This is a genomic window from Ureibacillus sp. MALMAid1270 (assembly GCF_049202975.1).
In the GTDB taxonomy this organism is placed as follows: domain Bacteria; phylum Bacillota; class Bacilli; order Bacillales_A; family Planococcaceae; genus Ureibacillus.
The window spans coordinates 34,955-53,573 of record NZ_JBMIRP010000024.1; the positions used below are offsets into that span (position 1 = coordinate 34,955).

The following is an 18,619-nucleotide window of genomic DNA, read 5'->3' on the forward strand; positions in this document are numbered from 1 at the left end:
CCCTTTTGCATTAATTAAAATAATGTGGATATATTTCTTTATGAACTAAAATCCATTCTTTCATTTCAATAATCATTTCTTCGTATGATGGGACAGTAAAATTAAAATCCCCTCTATTATTAGTCAATGACTTATTTAACGAAACTTGATCACTCTTATTAATTTTTAAATGATTGCCTTTAAGATATTTATTAAAAAGGTTTAAAAGATCATACTTTGATATGGTGTCATTATTGACTAAATTATATAAACCAACCAAATTATCTACCATTGCCTTTTCCATAGCCTTTGCTAAGGTTATAGTAGTTACTCCAGTCCAAATTGCTTTGGTAAAACCATTAATTTCTCCATCCTGCTTCATAAACCAATTAAACAGACCTATACCATTTTCATTAATATCCGGACCAATTATAGAATTTCTAAAAGTTAAATCTTTGTCATTTTCTAGTTCCCCTAAAGCTTTGGATCTATCATAAAAAGTTTCTCCATCTCTTAAAGAACTTTCATTATAATTTCCACTCTTACCTGAAAAAACACAATCTGTGCTCATATGAATAATTTTTGTTTTGGTTTCCTTTGTTATATGACTCAGGTAATGAGGTAAATAACTATTTAAAAATACAGCTTGATGCTTATTTTCCTCAGCATATTGATTTAGTATACCTATGCAATTTAATACAGCATCATATTTGCCATTTACAATTGTTTCTGACACTAAAGGTAAATTCGTCACATCTGCAATAATATTATCACAATAAGGAAAAGGCCTTCTAGTTAAGGCAGTTACATCATGACCTTGCTCTTTTAAATAAATGGCAATTACGTGTCCAGCCATACCAGTAGCCCCTAATATTAAAAATCTCATGCGTACACCTTCATCCATTTATCAAGTTCTTCTCTAATATAATCGAGTTCCATTAACTTTTCTTTAATTTGCTCGATATTTAGACGATGTGTATTATGAGAATTGTATTCTTGATCAATAGAAAGTTTTTCATTTCCTTGTTCAAAGTACTTTTCATAGTTTAGATCACGTTTATCAGCTGGAACCCTGAAGAAACCACCCATGTCGTCCGCTACTACGTACTCTTCTCTTGTTAAAAGCGTCTCATATAACTTTTCTCCATGGCGTGTACCAATAACTTTTATCTCATTATTTGCCTCAAAAAGTTCTTTTAGAGCGATGGCTAAATCTCCAATTAAACAAGCAGGTGCTTTTTGAACCATAATATCTCCAGCCACAGCGTTTTGGAATGCAAATATGACCAACTCAACTGCTTCCTCAAGACTCATTAAATATCTAGTCATATTAGGATCTGTAACAGTTAGTGGTTGACCACTTTTGATTTGCTCAATAAATAATGGAATTACTGAACCTCGAGAAGCCATTACATTACCATATCTAGTTCCACAAATAAGCGTCCTATCTGGATCTACAGTTTTGGATTTAGCAACAAATACCTTTTCCATCATTGCCTTCGATATACCCATTGCATTAATTGGATAAGCCGCCTTATCTGTTGATAAACAGATTACTTTTTTTACTCCGTAATCTATTGCAGCGGTTAATACATTGTCAGTACCAAGTACGTTCGTTTTTACAGCTTCAAGAGGAAAGAACTCACAAGAAGGTACTTGTTTAAGTGCAGCTGCATGAAAAACATAATCAACCCCATGCATCGCATTCTTTACACTTGCTAAATCTCTTACATCACCAATATAAAATTTTAATTTATCATTTTTATATAACTTTCGCATATCATCTTGTTTCTTTTCATCACGTGAAAAAATTCGAATTTCTTTAATATCACTATCCAAAAATCTTTCCATAACTGCATTTCCAAAAGAACCGGTACCACCTGTAATTAATAATGTTTTATTTTCAAACAATTTTAACATCCCCATCTAATATAATTTTTGTTAACAACATATTCAATCTATTCATATATTTTACTTTCGAGAAATTTTCATCATAGTATCTCTTTGCATTTTGACCATAATCAAAATGCTTTTCTTTTTCTTTCGCAAACTTCCTTATATTATTAGCTAACTCTTTTGAGTGTTCAGCTGGAGAACAATAGCCACAGTCTGCTTCATTAATTACAATTTGAGTTTCTCCATCTATTGACCCTATTATCGGCTTACCTGCCGCCATATAGGATTGCACTTTATTCGGTAGTGTATATGAAATAACTTTATTAGCTTTCAATGTAACTAAAAAAGCATCAGCCATTTCATAAAATCGTGGCATTTCTGTAATAGGGTGTTGTCCATGAAAGGTTACATTATCAATTTTTAGTTGTTTGACTAATTCTTCACATTTTGTTTTTGAAGATCCATCACCGACTATATGAAAGTTAATTTTCCGATTATCTTTAAGTTCGTTAGCAGCATATATAATTGTTTCTACGCTCTGCATTTCTCCGATATTTCCTGCAAAAACAAGATTTATATTCTCATTTTCCTTTTTTCCCGGTTTAATATTTTCAAATAAGGCTTCTGCATAAACCGGCAAATGAGTAATATCTTTTTTAACATTTAAAGTATTCATGAAATATTCTTCGAATAATTTTGAACTTGTAAATATGTGATCTGCTTTATTATAAATCCACCTACTTAACTTAAGTAACAAACTATATATCTTACTATCCGAAGAGATACCTGCTGATGCTATACTTTCTGGCCATAAGTCGTGGCAGTATATTATGAGAGGTTTTTTTGTGAGTTTCTTTAGCATAATTCCTGGCAATGCCATCGTTACTGGTGAAAGTTGATAGACTAATATTAAATCAAAATCTTTTTTAATAAAAAGGGCTTTAAAAGTAGAAGATATAGCAAAACTCAAATAGTTTACTACTAATCTCTTAGTACCTTCTCTCCTTCCCAAAAGCCAAGAACGTATAACTTTAACTCCATTTATCTCTTCTTTTCTATTTTTAAAACCTTTGTACTTTTCATCTACAATTCCATTAGGATAGTTTGGTAACCCAGTCAAGACGGTTATATCATGTCCCTCTTTTACTAGTTCAAAGCATATATCATTTACTCTAAATTGTTCAGGATAAAAATATTGGCACACTACAAGTATTTTCATTTTATTTTCCTCTTTGCCTGCTATTCAAATACTCTTCTACTTCACCCTTAATTCCTTCTTCAAATGATATAGGAGAGTATCCAAAGTCTTTTGTCGCTTCCTCATAACTAAAATCCTTATCTTCCTGCATTCTAAGTACCTGTTCAACGGAGATAATAGCCTTTTTATCTATGACATTGTAAATTTTTGCTGATAATACAGAAAGCCATAATGGTATTTTAACCAATGTATTTTTTCTATTTAATGTTTTAGAAACACATCGAACTAGATCAATATATTTAATAGGAGCTTTACCAGACAAATTGTAATCCTTATTAAATGTCTTATCTTTATTCATCAGTACATCATAGTAAGCATCGCCTAGATCTTTAGCATATACGGGCTGCATTAAGTTCTCTCCCTGACCAAACATTGGGAAAAATTTATGTCGATATAAATAGTCCACCAATTTATACATATTTCTATCTCCAGATGATCCATAAATCATTGTTGGCCTAAGAACCGTTATACCTATCTTATCTCGCTTTTCAATTAATCCATCTTCAATATTAATATACTCTTCAGAGGCACTTTTATATTTAGAAAATCTCCCGGTAGTATGAACAAGTATCGCCCATTTTACGTTATTTTTAATTGCGGCATCTATAACATTATTTGAAAATAATATAGTCGAGATGTGCACTACCGTTTCAACACCCGACATTAAATTTTCAATTGAACTCTTATTACTTAAATCTCCATAGACCTTTTCAATATTAAGTCCGGATTTATCTATTAGATCTGTGTTACTATTTTCCCTTACCAAACACCTTATTTTCCCTTTATAATTTTCTTCAACTAATCTTTTTAAAAACCACTTCCCAGTGTGGCCAGTAATCCCAGTAACAAATAACATTTTTACACCCCTAATATCCAATTTACTTTTATCATGAACTGGTCTCCTTAGAGCTCGCAATTTCTTTCTTAACTCCTGTACCACCTTCAACAACCCCGTCGCTTTTCAAAACACTTACGATAGTTAAGAAGAAACATTTAACATCCATCCAAAAGCTAATCTTCTCAACATACTCGCCATCAAGCTTTGACTTAATCTCAATAGGGAGTTCATCCCTACCATTAATCTGTGCCCAACCTGTCAATCCAGGTGGTACATCATTAGCGCCATATTTATCTCGTTCAGCGATAAGATCATATTGATTCCAAAGTGCTGGCCTAGGCCCGATTATACTCATCTGTCCAACAAAAATATTCCAAATTTGCGGTAGCTCATCAAGTGAGGTCTTTCTCAGAAATTTACCCATCTTTGTGATATACTGTTCTGGATTACTTAATAAGTGAGTTGGAGTGTCCTTCGGTGTATCTATTCTCATGGTACGGAATTTTAAAATGTTAAAATGTGTCTTGTTAATTCCTACACGCTTTTGCTTAAACAGAACCGGCCCTCTTGAATCAATCTTAATAGCAATAATTAGAATTAAAAAAATGGGAGATAAAACAATAAGTCCAATTAAAGAAAGAATGAAATCTATCAATCTTTTAACCTTCATATACATCCTGCTACACTCCTTAAAATTTGTTCTTTAGTAGATTAGGACTTAATTGGAAGTCACTTATTCCAACCAACTACTAAACCACCAAAATTGTTATCTATAACTTATAGCCACCTCGTAATATCTATTCAATCTAACAAGCTAATACGAATTAGATATTCTCTTCATAACCACTCTCAACCAAGTTTCTTCCTATTATTTATACCATTCAATCAATCTATAATTCTCACTAAAAACGCCTCAAACCCTTATCCCACAAGGTTTCTAGCACTCAATCTAACTACGATACTCAGTTCCTTGAATTTATTTAATCTATTTTCAGAATATTCTTACTTAAAAACCCTGTTAAATCAACGTTTTCAGAATCCATATATTTACAAATGAGTGTTTTTTATCTATTTCATCTAGTACATAGTAACCCCACGAGAATTATGTACAATAGATAAATCCCATATATTGTACCAATCACTAACCCGAAAGGGTTTCAATGCACAATATATAGTGGTCATCTACCCACCATTCTCACTTCCACATCACCATTCAATCATTATTTATAAATAAGGCACCTCTTCATTTGATCTTCATCTAGCTCTTGGTCAGAATGTACGCTACACAACACATGTCCATCTTTAAAAGTAATGACTCCATTTACAGGACAGATACTTGTATGAAATTTAAAAAGATGTTCCATAAAAAGAATTTCCTGATGTTCCAAACTTTCGACGGTAAGGTGAAGCTCATAAGACTTTTCCAATTCCATTCTATTATAGTTACACACTTCAGCATTCATCTTATCCATAATTGCTGATATAGACGGTATCGCAAGTAATATAATAATACTAAGGATTACGATCACTGCAAGAAGCTCTATTAAAGTAAGGCCCTTATTATTTAAATACCTAAACTTACTCATCGACAACAAACTTAACATTTAATCCACCCCATTGGTATAGTACAGTATTCTTCTTTAGTCCAAAGATTCATCTAGTCTATTCAATGAGGTAAATTAACAAATATTTATATTATTGCTCGATTTTTGTTCTATTCTAAAATTATGAGTAGTATGTATAAATTAGGGCATCTAACCCTACCTCACACCACACTAACGACAACAATTTGTATCTAAGGTATTTTTTACCCACAACATAGCCGAGTGCCTCCAATGATAAAGGTATAGTAGACATTACCTTAATACTACTGTTATAAAAAATAAAACAAAAATATTAAGCAATTGTAAATTTCTTTACTTAGGCATTCTATTAATCTCATAATCTACTAAACATTAACCATTAATTAAAAAATTTAAACCCTACAACTTCTTATTAACTAATTCCTTAAATCTAATAGTTATTATATTTTTAAAGTTACTTTTTCTTGTTCTACTACATTCTCTTCATTCAACAATTCCTTTATTTCATTCTTATAAGCCTCAACACCCGGCTGATCAAAAGGATTCACTTCCATTAAATACGCACTCATCGTACAAGCCTTCATAAAGAAATAGATTAAATAACCCATATGGTATTCATTTAATTGTTTTAATTCAATTTGTATTACTGGAACTCCACCAGCAGCATGTGCTCTTGCTGAGCCATTTTTTGAAATGTTATTAATCTCATTAAAACTACGATTTTTTAAGTAGTTTAATAGATCTTCATTTCGTACATCATCTGGAACAATATAATCATCATTAATTTCACTGAAATGTAATAACGTTTCAAAAAGAATTGGACTAGCCTCTTGTATAAACTGCCCAATCGAATGTAAATCCGTCGAAAAATTCGATGTTACTGGTAAGATTCCCTTCTTATCTTTCCCTTCACTTTCCCCAAACAACTGCTTCCACCTTTCATGAAAACTCGCAAGTCCTGGTTCAAAAGAAGCTAACATTTCTACTTTGTATCCTTGGATATATAATTCATGTCTAATTGTTGCATAACGATACGCTTCGTTCTTTTCAAGAGATTCTTCTTTCAACTCTATCGCTGCTTGCTTTGCCCCATTAAGTAACTCTTTAATATCGATACCTGCTACTGCAATTGGTAGTAAACCAACAGGAGTTAATACAGAGAAACGTCCACCAATATTTTGTGGGATTTCAAATGTGCGATAGTTGTGTTTTTCAGCTATATCATTTAACAGTCCTTTTTCAAGATCAGTTGTTACAATAATGCGTTGTACTGCTTCGTCTCCGTATCGTTCTTCCATATATTGACGAAGAACTCGAAATGCAAGTGCTGGTTCCATTGTAGAACCAGACTTTGAAATGACATTCACATACACTTCTTTGTTTGTGAGACTCTTCACTAATTGATGAATATATGCACCACTTAAATTTTGACCAGCGTAGATTACTTCAATTCCGTTTTCGTGCGTTCCGAAGTAAGGTATTAAAGCATCTTGGATAGCTTTTGCTCCTAAATAAGAACCACCAATTCCAACTACCACTAATACGTCCGCTTTTAACTTAACCTCATTTGCTACATCTAAAATCGACTGAATCAATTCACTGTTATCTTCTAAAGGTGCATGGACCCAGCCAGTTGGCTCATCTTTTGTTGTGTGTAAATGATGATGAATCTTTGCTACAGTAGAAGCATATTTCGATATATCTACTTCAATCAATTCTTCATTTAATATTTTAGTTTGAAGGTTTTGCGTTGACACGTTCTCCCTCTTTTCGACAAATTTTATAGAGTTAGTCGGAATTCTAATTCCTCTAACTCACTGATATTTTTAAAGGTTCTCTTTCTTCTTTTCTATTCCATTTTCCGTTTGCCACTGAAACTATTTCCTCTTTAATCTCGTCTATAGTCATAGATTGTAATTTATACAGTAGTTCATGAAGCGCTTGGTGTTCCATTGGGGTAGCCCGTCCAACGTGAATTTTTGGATAAATATGTTCTTGTTGGATTTCTTCTGGTTTTAAAAGTTCTTCATACATTTTTTCACCTGGACGGATTCCAGAGAATTCGATTTTTATCTCGTTTTCTGAGAAGCCCGATAATCGAATTAAGTTACGTGCTAAGTCGACGATTTTTACTGGTTCTCCCATATCAAGAACAAATACTTCTCCACCTTTTGCAAGTGTACCTGCCTGTAGGACAAGTCTTGAAGCTTCAGGGATCGTCATAAAGTAACGAGTCATATCAGGGTGAGTCACAGTAACTGGACCACCTAATGCAATTTGTTGCTTGAACCGAGGAACAACACTCCCACGTGAACCAAGTACGTTACCAAAGCGTACAGCTGCAAAATTTGTTTCACTTCTCGTTGCAAGATTTTGAACAACCATTTCTGCTATACGTTTTGTTGAACCCATTACGTTTGGAGGGTTAACAGCCTTATCTGTTGAAATGAGTACAAAGTTTGACACTCCAAATTCATGGGCAGCATCCGCTACGTTTTTCGTACCAAATACGTTGTTTTTCACAGCTTCTTGTGGATTGTATTCCATTAATGGAACATGTTTATGCGCAGCAGCATGGTAAATCACATCTGGTTGATAATTCGCTACTACATCAAATATTCGGTTCCGATCTTGTACATCTGCAATAATTGGAACGATTTCTGTATTATCTTTACCGTATTCCTCATTTAGCTCCATATGGATAGTATAAATAGAGTTTTCACCATGTCCTAACAGAAGGAGCTTTCTAGGTTTGAACTTCATCACTTGACGACAAATTTCTGATCCAATGGAACCACCTGCACCAGTAACTAAAATAATTTTATCTGTTAATTTTTTAGATATTGCTTCCATATCAAGTTTTACTTCATCGCGTCCAAGTAAATCCTCAATTTTCACTTCCTGCATATCTTTTACAGATACTTTTCCTGTCATGACGTCTTCGATCTTCGGCATTATTTTGATAGGAACGTTTGATAGCTTACACACTTCATAAATTTCTTTCAATTCATTTTTCTTTAGCGAAGGAATCGCTATAATGATTTCTTCTACACCTTTTTCCGAAACAATTGAAGGGATATCTCGAACCATCCCCAACACTTTTACATCATTTATGTTGAGTCTTTGTTTTAATGGGTCATCATCGATAAATCCAACCGGTTTATACTCAGGATTTGGATTATGCTTTATATTACGAACTAACATCGTCCCTGCTTGTCCAGCACCAATGATTAGCACTTTTTTCAAATCACCAGATGGCGACATTAAACGGCGATCGTGAAACAGTCGCAGTAAGAACCTTGAACCACCAATTAAAATAATGTGTGAAAACCAAGTAATCATCATGACGCGGAAATATACATCACCAATAATGACAAACTGCATTAAGCTTGCTGCTCCAATTGAAATCGATACTGCGTAAAAGATGATGACTAGTTCTTTGACGGAGGCAACACTCCACATCCGGTCATATAAATGATAAAAATAGGCTACGATATGATGGCTTAGTAATATAGTCACAGAACTTAGAGCGATTAGTGGATTTGAGAATAGAGTTAGTTCTGGATGTATGAGCCAATTACTAAAATAAATGGAGTATACGACGATAAACGAATCTAAAAGGAAAAACACAAGGTACCGAAACTTATAATTCATACATTTTAAACCTCTTTCAATATGCTAATTTTCACAATTTGCATTTAATTCCATTTTAACGAATCAATAAACCTATTACCATTTATCTATATAATAACATCCATTCTATACCAAATTTTTGGTAATTTCAATAATACTGAAAGAATTTACTAGTTTTTTTATATTACTGATCTGTAAACTACTTGCATTTTGTATACATAATTTATAACGATTCTAACAATATCATATTTTTATCATAATGATTTTAGTAATTGCTAGAACTTTAGGATGTTCCACCATTTCTTTTTCTTTACTTCTTCTGGTTCAAATAATTCTAAAGGTATATTTCGTAAGATTCGCTTGTTGTTCTCTAGTAATATATTCACAGAATCTAGTAATTTTTGTTTTTCAAGATAAGCTAACCCTTTTTCAAATAAGAACGGTCTTGTATCGTGATTGTGTACATCAGATCCATATGTGTGAACTAAATTTGCTCGGACTAAATCGATCGATAACTTTTGTACAGCTCGCCCAAAATGCCCAGCTACACTTCCTGCTGTAATTTGTGCTACTGCTCCTTCACGTATTAATCGTTCTAATCGCTCAGGTTTCTCTGCGATTCCTTTATTTCTCTCTGGGTGTGCAATAATTGGTGTAATACCTTCTGCAATTAAAGAATTTACGATATTCTTCGTGTAATGTGGCACACTGTTGGATGGGAGTTCTAGTAATAGATAGTCTGAGTTCGCTAGCTTGTGAATTTGACCGGATTTACATAATTCAACAAGTTTATCATTAAGGCGTACTTCATGACCTAGATGAATGGTTAATGGTATTTGTAGGTTGTTTAGTTCTCTTTGTAATTGGTTCACTTGCTCGATCACCTTTTGCGCCGGAACATTATATTGAGGGTGAAATGCATGGGAGGTTGAAATAATATCAGTGATTCCTTCACTGGCAGCAGTTTTCAGCATATTCATAGATTCTTCTTTTGTTTTAGGACCATCATCTAGGTTAAATAATATATGGCTATGGATGTCGATCATTTTCAATAACCTCCTGGATTTTGATTGGGTGGGACATTGGGGACAGTAAATCTGTCCCAGTTTACTTGTATCCATAGTCGTTAACTAGGAAAACTTTCCTACCCCAGCTTTGATAATATATTATTAGGTGAGGTTGCATATGTTAATTTGTATGTAATAGTGCGAAAAAAGTAATAGGCCAAATTTTGCGCCTATTACCTCTCTGTTCCGTAATATTGATAGTAGTAATGGTCTTTTGATAGTTTATGGTTATTCATTACTACACCAATAATATTTGCTTTCGATTTATCAAGCACATCTTTTGCTTTTGCTACTTCTTCTTTTCCTGTTTCACCCGAATTGATAACCAATATAGTTGCATCGCATTTGTGGGAGATGATTTGTGCATCTGTGACAGAAAGGATTGGCGGCGCATCAAATATGATTAAATCAAAGTTTTCAAGTAATTTTTGAACTACAACTTCCATTTGTTTAGAAGCAAGTAGTTCCGCTGGGTTCGGTGGAATAACACCACTCGGAATGACATAAAGTCCTTCAACATTGGTCGGTTGAATCGCTTCTTGAACTTCACATTGTCTCGCTAAAACACTAGATAGACCATTTGTGTTTCTTAACTTAAATGTATAGTGCACTGTTGGCTTTCTTAAATCGGCATCTATCAGTAACACTTTTTTTCCTTCTTGAGAAAATACCCCTGCAATATTAGCAGCAGTTGTCGATTTCCCTTCGCTAGGACCTGCTGAAGAAACAAGTAACGTTTTCAACTCTTGGTCAGGCATTGAAAATTTAATATTCGTACGTATGGAACGGAATTGTTCTGATATAAATGATTTCGGGCTAGCTTGAACGATAAGTTTCCTAGCCATTGCTGTTTTCACTTTTTTATTCTTTTTAAACATGTATACCCTTACCTTCCTCTTTTCCTTGGTTTCTACTCTTGCCTCGGCTGCTTTTGGAGGAATCGGATGTTGCAAAATCTTCAGGAATTGGACTCACTAATCCTAAAATTGGTAAACCTAAAATATCTTCGACGTCTTGTTCAGTTTTTACAGTCGTATCTAGGTATTCTAGTAGGAATGCTAAACCAACACCAATCATTAACCCAACGACCATGGCGATAGCTACGTTCATTGTTTTGTTTGGCTTAATTGGACTTGGATCTGCTGGTAATACTGCTGGTGATAAGATGTTCACATTATCCGCATTCATTAACTTTGGAATTTCTTCCTTAAAAACTTGAGCAACGGTATTCGCAATATCGACCGCCATGAAGGCTTGTTCGTCTTGTACGGATATAGTAACGACTTGAGAATCGTTTGCATTCGTAACTGTAATTTGGTTTGTTAATGCAGATGGAGTTGTATCTAGATCTAATCTTTCAATAACAATATTTAAAATTGCAGGACTTTTAATAATGACATTATAAGTATTGATTAACTGTAAGTTCGTTTGTATGTCTGATGTTTGGATTGGTTGCTGTTCTTGTTTTGTTTGGTTTACAAGAATTTGTGTGGAACCTTGGTATATAGGTGTTAAGAAGAAAAAGCTAATAATCCCTGCAATTAACATAGCTCCAATCGTGATACTAATAATTAGTCCGATTCTCTTCTTCAACACCTTGAATATGTCTTGTAAGCTGATTGTTTCTTCTTGCACTGGTGCTCATCTCCCCCTAAATAACTCTACATATTATAACTTATAGACCATTTTTTGTCTTTGTTTTATATGATATTCACAATTTCGAAACAAATATTTGATAGAGTTTAAGATTGTTGGTATATGGAGGAATCCATGCTTATTCTTAGTGAATACGCATAGATCTCTCATATTTTTTTGAATTCATTTGAGTGGTCATGATCCTTTGGGCAACAGGGAAAAGTATGTAGGTGATTCGTGTTGATATCAAATCAGATTTAACTATAATACCTCTAATGCTTTCTTTAGGAGATTACTTCTACGTGTTTCTTTTGTCGCATTGTATTCGTCACGGAAGCTAGAAGCATGGTCTTTACTAAAACCATTTCGCTCAAAATCATTTTCAATTACTTTAATTAGGCTGTTAAATGCAGCATCAGTGCTTGCTTCTAGTGCATCTGCTGCACCCATGTATTTGTTATAAAAATAACCAAAGCTAATACTTTCACCGTTTGATTTCTTTGTTGAATACTCTTTTTTCGCTTGAGAAATCAGGCCATTAATTTTTGTTTCGGCTTGGGCTTCAAGTGCTTCGAGTGTTGGCATATATTTTGCTTTGATTGTAGCAACAGTAGGTTTTTCTTCAGTTGGTTGGTTTGTTGTTGGCTTGTCCTGAGATTTGTTGTCTTTGCCTGCTGTTGCACCTTGGTTTTGGTTATTTGTATTTGATGTGTTAGTATCACCAGTGTTAGTATTCTCAGTTGATTCGTTTGTTTGAGAATTAGTGTTGTTAGCTGTTGTTGACTCAGCATTTGACTCAGCAGGTTTTTCTTCGACTATATTTCCTTCTTTGTCAATTACTAGTTCACTACCATCAGGTAACTGAATCACATAGTTTTCTTCAATGAGTTCATCTACAACAGGATCCGCCACATCATATTGTTTGATTTTTAACTCATAGATGATATATCCACCTAAACCTAATATGATTAACAAAAATCCACTAAGTACATAAAGCCAAATTTTCTTTTTCTTCTTCTTTGATTTCTTCGAACGGTCTTTCATAAAAAATCTCCTTTTCCTGCATTACATTTCCTGTTAAATTAACCTTAACACTCAAATTCCCCAGAACACCCGTGTTCTGGGGAATTAAACCAACATTGAATGGGCAAAACTATTATTTTTTCAATACGATTTTATATGTTACATCTGTAACGTTTACATAATCGATTTTGACTGTAATTTTATCTGTTCCAAAAGTATCAACAAAATCGCCAAGCGTAGTAGTCCCAGGAGCAACATCGCTTACAAATCCATCAACTAGCGTTACAATTAAATTTCTGTTTGGTGATGATTCACTAGGTAATAAGTCAGTTTTATTAAATACTTTTACTACATGTTCATCTTCTTCCGGTACGTCAATAGTAACTGTCATAGAATTTACTTCATCATATAAAGTTCCTAAATAGTCTACTTTAGAAATGATCTGAGCAAATGTATAATCGTTTTCTCTATCTTTTAATTCAGTTCTTACTTTTGATAAAGTTTTACCAGATGTAGCAACTGTAAATCCAATTTCATTATTACTTAATTTATTTAAATCCATAGTACCAAAAGGTGAAATTGAAGTGCCAAATTCTGTATTAAAATCTTTAATAGCTTCGTGCATTTTTTCATTTACAGTAAGAGTTACTCCTCCACCGCCGCCACCTGTATTCCCACCAGTATTTCCACCTGGTGTCGGTGTAGTAGGTTCTTCTTTAACTTCTTTACCTTTTTCATCAACAACTACGATGTCTTTTACGATATCTTTAACTTCTTCGTAGTTAGAGATTACGTCAGCTAATGTTTTACCAACAGGAACTTGGATTTTTTCGATTTTCGTTGTTGCATCTAGTTTTAGCTTGGTATCGCCTTGAATAGCAACTTCTTTCGCTTCAACACCAACTAATTCTACAGTTAAACCTTCAGCAACAGTAATTTTTTCTGTTACTACGTTTTTAACTACTACTTTTGTTCCGTTAACTGTAACGTTAGGAATGTAGTAACCGCCAGCATCAAATGTAGCATCAGAAGCAGTAATAGTTAATGATTTTAATTTTAATTTTGCAGTTTCAGCAGCTACGAATGTTTGTAAAGAAGCGAATGCTGTAGTTTCTTCTTCTAATTTGATTTTAGCACCTTTTAATGCTGCTAAGTTTGCAGCGTTGAATACTTTTGCAAGTTCTGCATCAATTGCATATTTGCCTTTAGTTGTAATAAGTTGTCCGTCTTTAATATCCACAACTTTTTCTGGGCTAGCGATTTCAGCTTTTACTACGAAAGTAGCAAGTTGACCACGAGTTACTTTGTCATATAAACCGAATTTAGTTGATGATACACCTTTTGTTACACCATTAGCAAATAATGTAGATACGTAAGATTCATAGACACTTCCTTTTGCATCAGTGAATGGTAAATTATTAGCTTGTCCTTCTAATTCAAATGCTCTATTAATGATGATTGCCATTTGACCTCGAGTTAATGTGTCTTTCATACCATATGTACCATTAGGGTAACCTTTAATGATGCCTTTATTCGCTAGGGCTGCGATAACACCATAATAAGGATGTGATTTCGGAACGTCTTTGAATTTTGGATCTGTAACATTTTCAGTATCTATATCTAGTACTTTTGCAATGATTAATGCAGCGTGAGCTCGAGTAATGGGTTCACCAGCTCTGAAAGTGTTATCTGGGAAACCATTAATAATACCACGGTCTACTAGATTCATAATAGTGCTGTAAAAATTATCACCTTCCTTTAGATCTGTGAAATTTTTTGCAGCTTGTGCGTCAGCTGGCGCAAGTGCTACTACTGAACCTGTTACAACAGCGCTTGCCATTGCGATGTTAAAAAGGTTCTTTTTAGTTTGCTTTTTCATTAGCATTTCCTCCTAATACATTTCCTTTATAATTGTAAAATAATCCCTAATACTTCTTTATGTTAACATAACCACTTTGAAAAAACTATTAAATTAGCATTATTCAAAATATTTTAATATAAATGATAGAAAAAGACTAGTAGATTATGTATTCACTTATGCTATTATCTCATTTTTTCTATCAATGGTATAATTGATTTGTAAATTTTTCCTTAATTTTATACCAAATTTTCCATAAACTAAAGCCCCTTCCATATATTTCTCTGGAAGGGGTTGATTTGTAGTTATTTATTTTGCGTATTCGACTGCACGCGTTTCTCGAATAACTGTCACTTTAATGTGTCCAGGGTAATCGAGTTCTTCTTCAATGCGTTTTCTAATATCACGCGCTAAGCGGTGTGCAGCTAAGTCGTCAATTCTTTCAGGTTGTACAATGATTCGTATTTCGCGACCAGCTTGAATAGCATACGATTTTTCTACACCTTCGTAAGACTCTGAAATTTCTTCGAGTTTTTGAAGACGGCGAATGTAGTTTTCAAGTGTTTCACTACGAGCACCAGGTCTTGCAGCTGATAATGCGTCTGCTGCTGCAACGATTACAGAAATAACAGATGTTGGTTCTGTATCGCCATGGTGGGAAGCGATCGAGTTAATAACAACTGGATGTTCTTTGTACTTCGTAGCAAGCTCGACACCGATTTCTACGTGGCTACCTTCTACTTCGTGGTCAATCGCTTTACCGATATCGTGTAGTAATCCTGCACGTTTTGCTAACAATACATCTTCACCTAGTTCGGCAGCAAGTAAGCCTGATAAGTGTGCCACTTCTATGGAATGTTTTAACACATTCTGACCATAGCTTGTACGATATTTCATACGACCTAAGATTTTCATTAAATCTGGATGTAAATTGTGAATGCCCACTTCGAATGTTGTTTGTTCACCTGTTTCACGGATTTGCTCGTCCATTTCACGACGTGATTTTTCCACCATTTCCTCGATACGAGCTGGGTGGATACGACCATCTTGTACTAATTTTTCTAATGCAAGACGCGCCGTTTCACGACGGATTGGGTCAAATCCTGAAAGAATAACTGCTTCTGGTGTGTCATCGATGATTAGATCGATGCCAGTCAGTGTTTCAAGTGTACGAATATTACGACCTTCACGACCGATAATACGGCCTTTCATCTCGTCATTCGGTAGGTTTACAACGGATACAGTTGTTTCGGCAACGTGATCAGCTGCAAAGCGTTGTAGGGCTAGTGATAAAATTTCTCGTGCTTTTTTGTCAGATTCTTCTTTGGCACGTGTTTCTGCTTCTTTTGTCATCAATGCAATTTCAGTTGAAATTTCTTTTTCCACTTCACTGATGATGATATTTTTTGCTTCTTCACGTGTTAAAGCTGCAATGCGCTCAAGCTCTGATTTTTGCGCGTTCACAAGCTCCTCCACTTTACTCTCCATCTGTTCAATATGCTGTTGTCTTTCGGCTAGGGTTTCTTCTTTCCGCTCTAAGCTCGATTCTCTTTTATTCAGAGCATCATCCTTGCGATCAAGATTTTCTTCTCTTTGCAATAACCGGTTTTCTTGTTTCTGAAGCTCATTCCGGCGTTCACGGATGTCTTTTTCTGCTTCAGTACGAAGTCTGTGAGTTTCATCTTTTGCTTCTAGTAGTGCTTCTTTTTTCAGCGTTTCCGCATCGCGTTTAGCTTCATCAATGATGAGGCTAGCCGTGTGTTTAGCACCATTCACGTTTGATTCATTCACTTTTTTCATATAGAAATAGATAACAGCGGCACCGACAGCGAATCCAAGCAAAGCGGAGATAATTAGTTCAAACATTTTGAACACCTCCATTGCTTTTTCATTTCATTTTCAGTCGGCTATATATTGATGTACTTATAAATTCGAATCAAATCGGAATAGTCCGAATTGAAACGGTTGGATCGAATTTGATAGATATCAATTCTCCTATTAGAATATCAGAGTCTAATCGGAGGCAAAACAATCCTAATGCAAATCAACATACTGCCTATTTCATTTCAAAATTTAGAAATTATACAACTTTAATTGTATAGTTCCATTTTTGGTCTGTCAAGGATTGCTACAGTAAGTAGACTCCTAGTAATAACATATTTTCGTAAACTGGTCAGAATCTTTGTAATTTTGAATGTCTTAGGAACAAGTAAATTATTCCTGTTAACTAATATTATTGTTATATTTTATAGATTTCATTCATTTTTTGGGAAATTTGGGGGTTGATAGGTGTTCTAGTTTCCGGCACTGGGGAACGTTGCGAAGCAGGTACGGGATAGTTTGGAAATTTACATGAAAGTTTTATACATGGACAAAACTTGTGATATTTTTAGTTGAAATGTCCATGAGTAGTGCTCTCATGGACAAGACTAGTGGAAATTTCAGTTAAAGTGTCTATGAGTAGCTGGCTTGCGGACAAAAATGGTGGAAATTTCACCGGAAGTGTCCATAAGAAGTGCTCTCATAGACAAGTCTAGTGGAAATTTCAGTTAAAGTGTCTATGAGTAGCTGGCTTACGGACAAAACTGGTGGTATTTCCTATTGATATGTCCATTAGTACGAGGTTAATGGACAAAGCTCTAGATTTTTACTTGGAAATTGTCCATTATAACAGGGTTATTGGACAGTTCCCCTAGATAATTCGGTGGAATTGCCCATTACCCACCATTTAATGGACATTACTAAATAATATTTCATTCAAATTATTCATAATTGCTTTGATATTGGACAAATCGAAGCTAGAAAGCTATTGAAATGTTTCGTTGGATCTGGCTACGAGACAAAAGGCATTGTAAAGTTACTCAGAATATCTTACGTGATGCTTATTTTTATTCCCTTCAACCAAATATGCCTCACCTAGTTCTTTAAAAATCCGGTGACTCTCAATCATCTCACTACAATCCAGGTTGTCAGGTAGCAAGATTTCATATATATAATCTTTTTCGAGTATGAATGGTAGTATTTGTGCGAAGTCGATCATGCCTTTGCCAATCATCAAGGAATCATGTTTAATTCCCTTGCTGTCGACGACATGATAGTAATGGATATGGTTCTGAAGGAGCTCGATAGTTTTGTAAAGTAATTCGTTGTCACCATTGAGACTGATAAATGCATGACTGACATCAAAACAGAGTTTTAGTGGAGTATCTATTATTAGATTTGCTAAATACATATCTTTTCGAAAAGCGCCGACTCCCCTTACACCATTCTCCCAAAGAATACGACCCTTTCCGTATTTTTCGTCAAACTGAATGGTTCTGGAGATTGTGTGAATCAGGCTTTTTTTCTCGGCCAGATCCGGTTCTGGCAAACTATTTTTTCGTCCATAATTCCAATGGACAACCACATAACAATTATACCGTTCACAGAGATCGACTAAAATTCGTGTACTTAATTTGAAAAAGTCGCCTGCTTTAGAGAATTCGTCATTTATATGCAAGATTTGCTCATGACATTTCATTGGGTGATGTAGATAGACTTTTACACCTTGTACTTTCAGTCGGAGAATGGCCCTTTCAAGTTCGTGAATGCGGTCGCCGAACAAATCCTCTTCAACTAAATGAAATTCATATATGTCGATTCCTTTATGAGATAAGCGATTTTCAATTTGCTTTGGATCGGTTGAGCCCTTCAATCCTAATTTGAAAGGTAAGCCCGTAATCAAATAACGCATATTTTCCGACGGCACCTCCCGGTACTATAAAAGTATCAATTTATGGGAGGTGTTTTCTAATGTCAAAAAATAATGTGTCGATCGTTCCAGTTAAATTGGAACCCACTCCAACATCA

At 34.5% G+C, this 18,619-nt stretch carries 15 protein-coding genes; all 15 read right to left on the reverse strand.

Features of this window, described 5'->3' with window-relative positions; translation table 11 throughout:
- Nucleotides 1-10: 10 nt before the first annotated feature.
- The 15 genes from ACOQFO_RS02185 to ACOQFO_RS02255 all read right to left on the reverse strand — a co-directional run bounded on the left by ACOQFO_RS02185 (nt 11) and on the right by ACOQFO_RS02255 (nt 18,503).
- Nucleotides 11-883, reverse strand: coding sequence for an SDR family oxidoreductase (locus ACOQFO_RS02185; protein WP_421688080.1), 873 nt, complete (start codon nt 881-883; stop codon nt 11-13).
- A complete protein-coding gene (locus ACOQFO_RS02190; protein ID WP_421688081.1) occupies nt 862-1,890 on the reverse strand; it encodes a polysaccharide biosynthesis protein in 1,029 nt (342 codons plus the stop codon). The genes ACOQFO_RS02185 and ACOQFO_RS02190 overlap by 22 nt, the downstream gene beginning before the upstream one ends.
- On the reverse strand, nt 1,883-3,094 hold the full coding sequence (locus ACOQFO_RS02195) for a glycosyltransferase family 4 protein (protein ID WP_421688082.1): 1,212 nt from the start codon (nt 3,092-3,094) through the stop codon (nt 1,883-1,885). Before ACOQFO_RS02195 ends, ACOQFO_RS02190 begins: the two co-directional genes overlap by 8 nt.
- Nucleotide 3,095: 1 nt before the next feature.
- Nucleotides 3,096-4,073: an NAD-dependent epimerase/dehydratase family protein gene (locus ACOQFO_RS02200; RefSeq protein ID WP_421688083.1), complete on the reverse strand. Its 978-nt coding sequence runs from the start codon at nt 4,071-4,073 to the stop codon at nt 3,096-3,098.
- Nucleotides 4,021-4,647, reverse strand: coding sequence for a sugar transferase (locus ACOQFO_RS02205; protein ID WP_421688084.1), 627 nt, complete (start codon nt 4,645-4,647; stop codon nt 4,021-4,023). Before ACOQFO_RS02205 ends, ACOQFO_RS02200 begins: the two co-directional genes overlap by 53 nt.
- 544 nt (nt 4,648-5,191) lie before the next feature.
- A complete protein-coding gene (locus ACOQFO_RS02210) occupies nt 5,192-5,575 on the reverse strand; it encodes a prepilin-type N-terminal cleavage/methylation domain-containing protein (RefSeq protein ID WP_421688085.1) in 384 nt (127 codons plus the stop codon).
- A 419-nt stretch (nt 5,576-5,994) separates the two neighbouring features.
- Nucleotides 5,995-7,311 (reverse strand): glucose-6-phosphate isomerase, encoded by a 1,317-nt coding sequence (locus ACOQFO_RS02215; protein WP_421688086.1) that lies wholly within the window; start codon nt 7,309-7,311, stop codon nt 5,995-5,997.
- Between the two features lie 52 nt (nt 7,312-7,363).
- Nucleotides 7,364-9,208 carry a polysaccharide biosynthesis protein gene (locus tag ACOQFO_RS02220; RefSeq protein WP_421688087.1) on the reverse strand — a complete coding sequence of 615 codons (1,845 nt, stop codon included), beginning with the start codon at nt 9,206-9,208 and terminating at the stop codon, nt 7,364-7,366.
- A 254-nt stretch (nt 9,209-9,462) separates the two neighbouring features.
- The gene (locus tag ACOQFO_RS02225) at nt 9,463-10,233 is read right to left on the reverse strand and encodes a tyrosine-protein phosphatase (protein ID WP_421688088.1); all 771 of its coding nucleotides are present in this window, start codon (nt 10,231-10,233) and stop codon (nt 9,463-9,465) included.
- 194 nt (nt 10,234-10,427) lie between these two features.
- A complete protein-coding gene (locus tag ACOQFO_RS02230; protein ID WP_421688089.1) occupies nt 10,428-11,132 on the reverse strand; it encodes a CpsD/CapB family tyrosine-protein kinase in 705 nt (234 codons plus the stop codon).
- Nucleotides 11,125-11,889 (reverse strand): YveK family protein, encoded by a 765-nt coding sequence (locus ACOQFO_RS02235; protein WP_421688090.1) that lies wholly within the window; start codon nt 11,887-11,889, stop codon nt 11,125-11,127. Before ACOQFO_RS02235 ends, ACOQFO_RS02230 begins: the two co-directional genes overlap by 8 nt.
- 261 nt (nt 11,890-12,150) lie before the next feature.
- Complete coding sequence (locus tag ACOQFO_RS02240; protein ID WP_421688091.1) at nt 12,151-12,933, reverse strand: hypothetical protein; 783 nt, start codon at nt 12,931-12,933, stop codon at nt 12,151-12,153.
- A 112-nt stretch (nt 12,934-13,045) separates the two neighbouring features.
- Nucleotides 13,046-14,791 carry an S-layer homology domain-containing protein gene (locus ACOQFO_RS02245; RefSeq protein WP_421688092.1) on the reverse strand — a complete coding sequence of 582 codons (1,746 nt, stop codon included), beginning with the start codon at nt 14,789-14,791 and terminating at the stop codon, nt 13,046-13,048.
- A 288-nt stretch (nt 14,792-15,079) separates the two neighbouring features.
- Nucleotides 15,080-16,636, reverse strand: coding sequence for a ribonuclease Y (rny, locus tag ACOQFO_RS02250; protein ID WP_421688093.1), 1,557 nt, complete (start codon nt 16,634-16,636; stop codon nt 15,080-15,082).
- Nucleotides 16,637-17,627: 991 nt separating this feature from the next.
- A complete protein-coding gene (locus ACOQFO_RS02255; protein WP_421688094.1) occupies nt 17,628-18,503 on the reverse strand; it encodes a sugar phosphate isomerase/epimerase family protein in 876 nt (291 codons plus the stop codon).
- Nucleotides 18,504-18,619 lie beyond the last annotated feature (116 nt).

Bases quoted from the DNA above. Each gene is read 5' to 3' on its own strand.
- ACOQFO_RS02185 (WP_421688080.1), bottom strand. From the start codon at position 883: ATGGATGAAGGTGTACGCATGAGATTTTTAATATTAGGGGCTACTGGT.
- ACOQFO_RS02195 (WP_421688082.1), bottom strand. From the start codon at position 3,094: ATGAAAATACTTGTAGTGTGCCAATATTTTTATCCTGAACAATTTAGA.
- ACOQFO_RS02205 (WP_421688084.1), bottom strand. From the start codon at position 4,647: ATGTATATGAAGGTTAAAAGATTGATAGATTTCATTCTTTCTTTAATT.
- ACOQFO_RS02210 (WP_421688085.1), bottom strand. From the start codon at position 5,575: ATGTTAAGTTTGTTGTCGATGAGTAAGTTTAGGTATTTAAATAATAAG.
- ACOQFO_RS02220 (WP_421688087.1), bottom strand. From the start codon at position 9,208: ATGAATTATAAGTTTCGGTACCTTGTGTTTTTCCTTTTAGATTCGTTT.
- ACOQFO_RS02225 (WP_421688088.1), bottom strand. From the start codon at position 10,233: ATGATCGACATCCATAGCCATATATTATTTAACCTAGATGATGGTCCT.
- ACOQFO_RS02230 (WP_421688089.1), bottom strand. From the start codon at position 11,132: ATGTTTAAAAAGAATAAAAAAGTGAAAACAGCAATGGCTAGGAAACTT.
- ACOQFO_RS02240 (WP_421688091.1), bottom strand. From the start codon at position 12,933: ATGAAAGACCGTTCGAAGAAATCAAAGAAGAAGAAAAAGAAAATTTGG.
- ACOQFO_RS02245 (WP_421688092.1), bottom strand. From the start codon at position 14,791: ATGAAAAAGCAAACTAAAAAGAACCTTTTTAACATCGCAATGGCAAGC.
- rny (WP_421688093.1), bottom strand. From the start codon at position 16,636: ATGTTTGAACTAATTATCTCCGCTTTGCTTGGATTCGCTGTCGGTGCC.
- ACOQFO_RS02255 (WP_421688094.1), bottom strand. From the start codon at position 18,503: ATGCGTTATTTGATTACGGGCTTACCTTTCAAATTAGGATTGAAGGGC.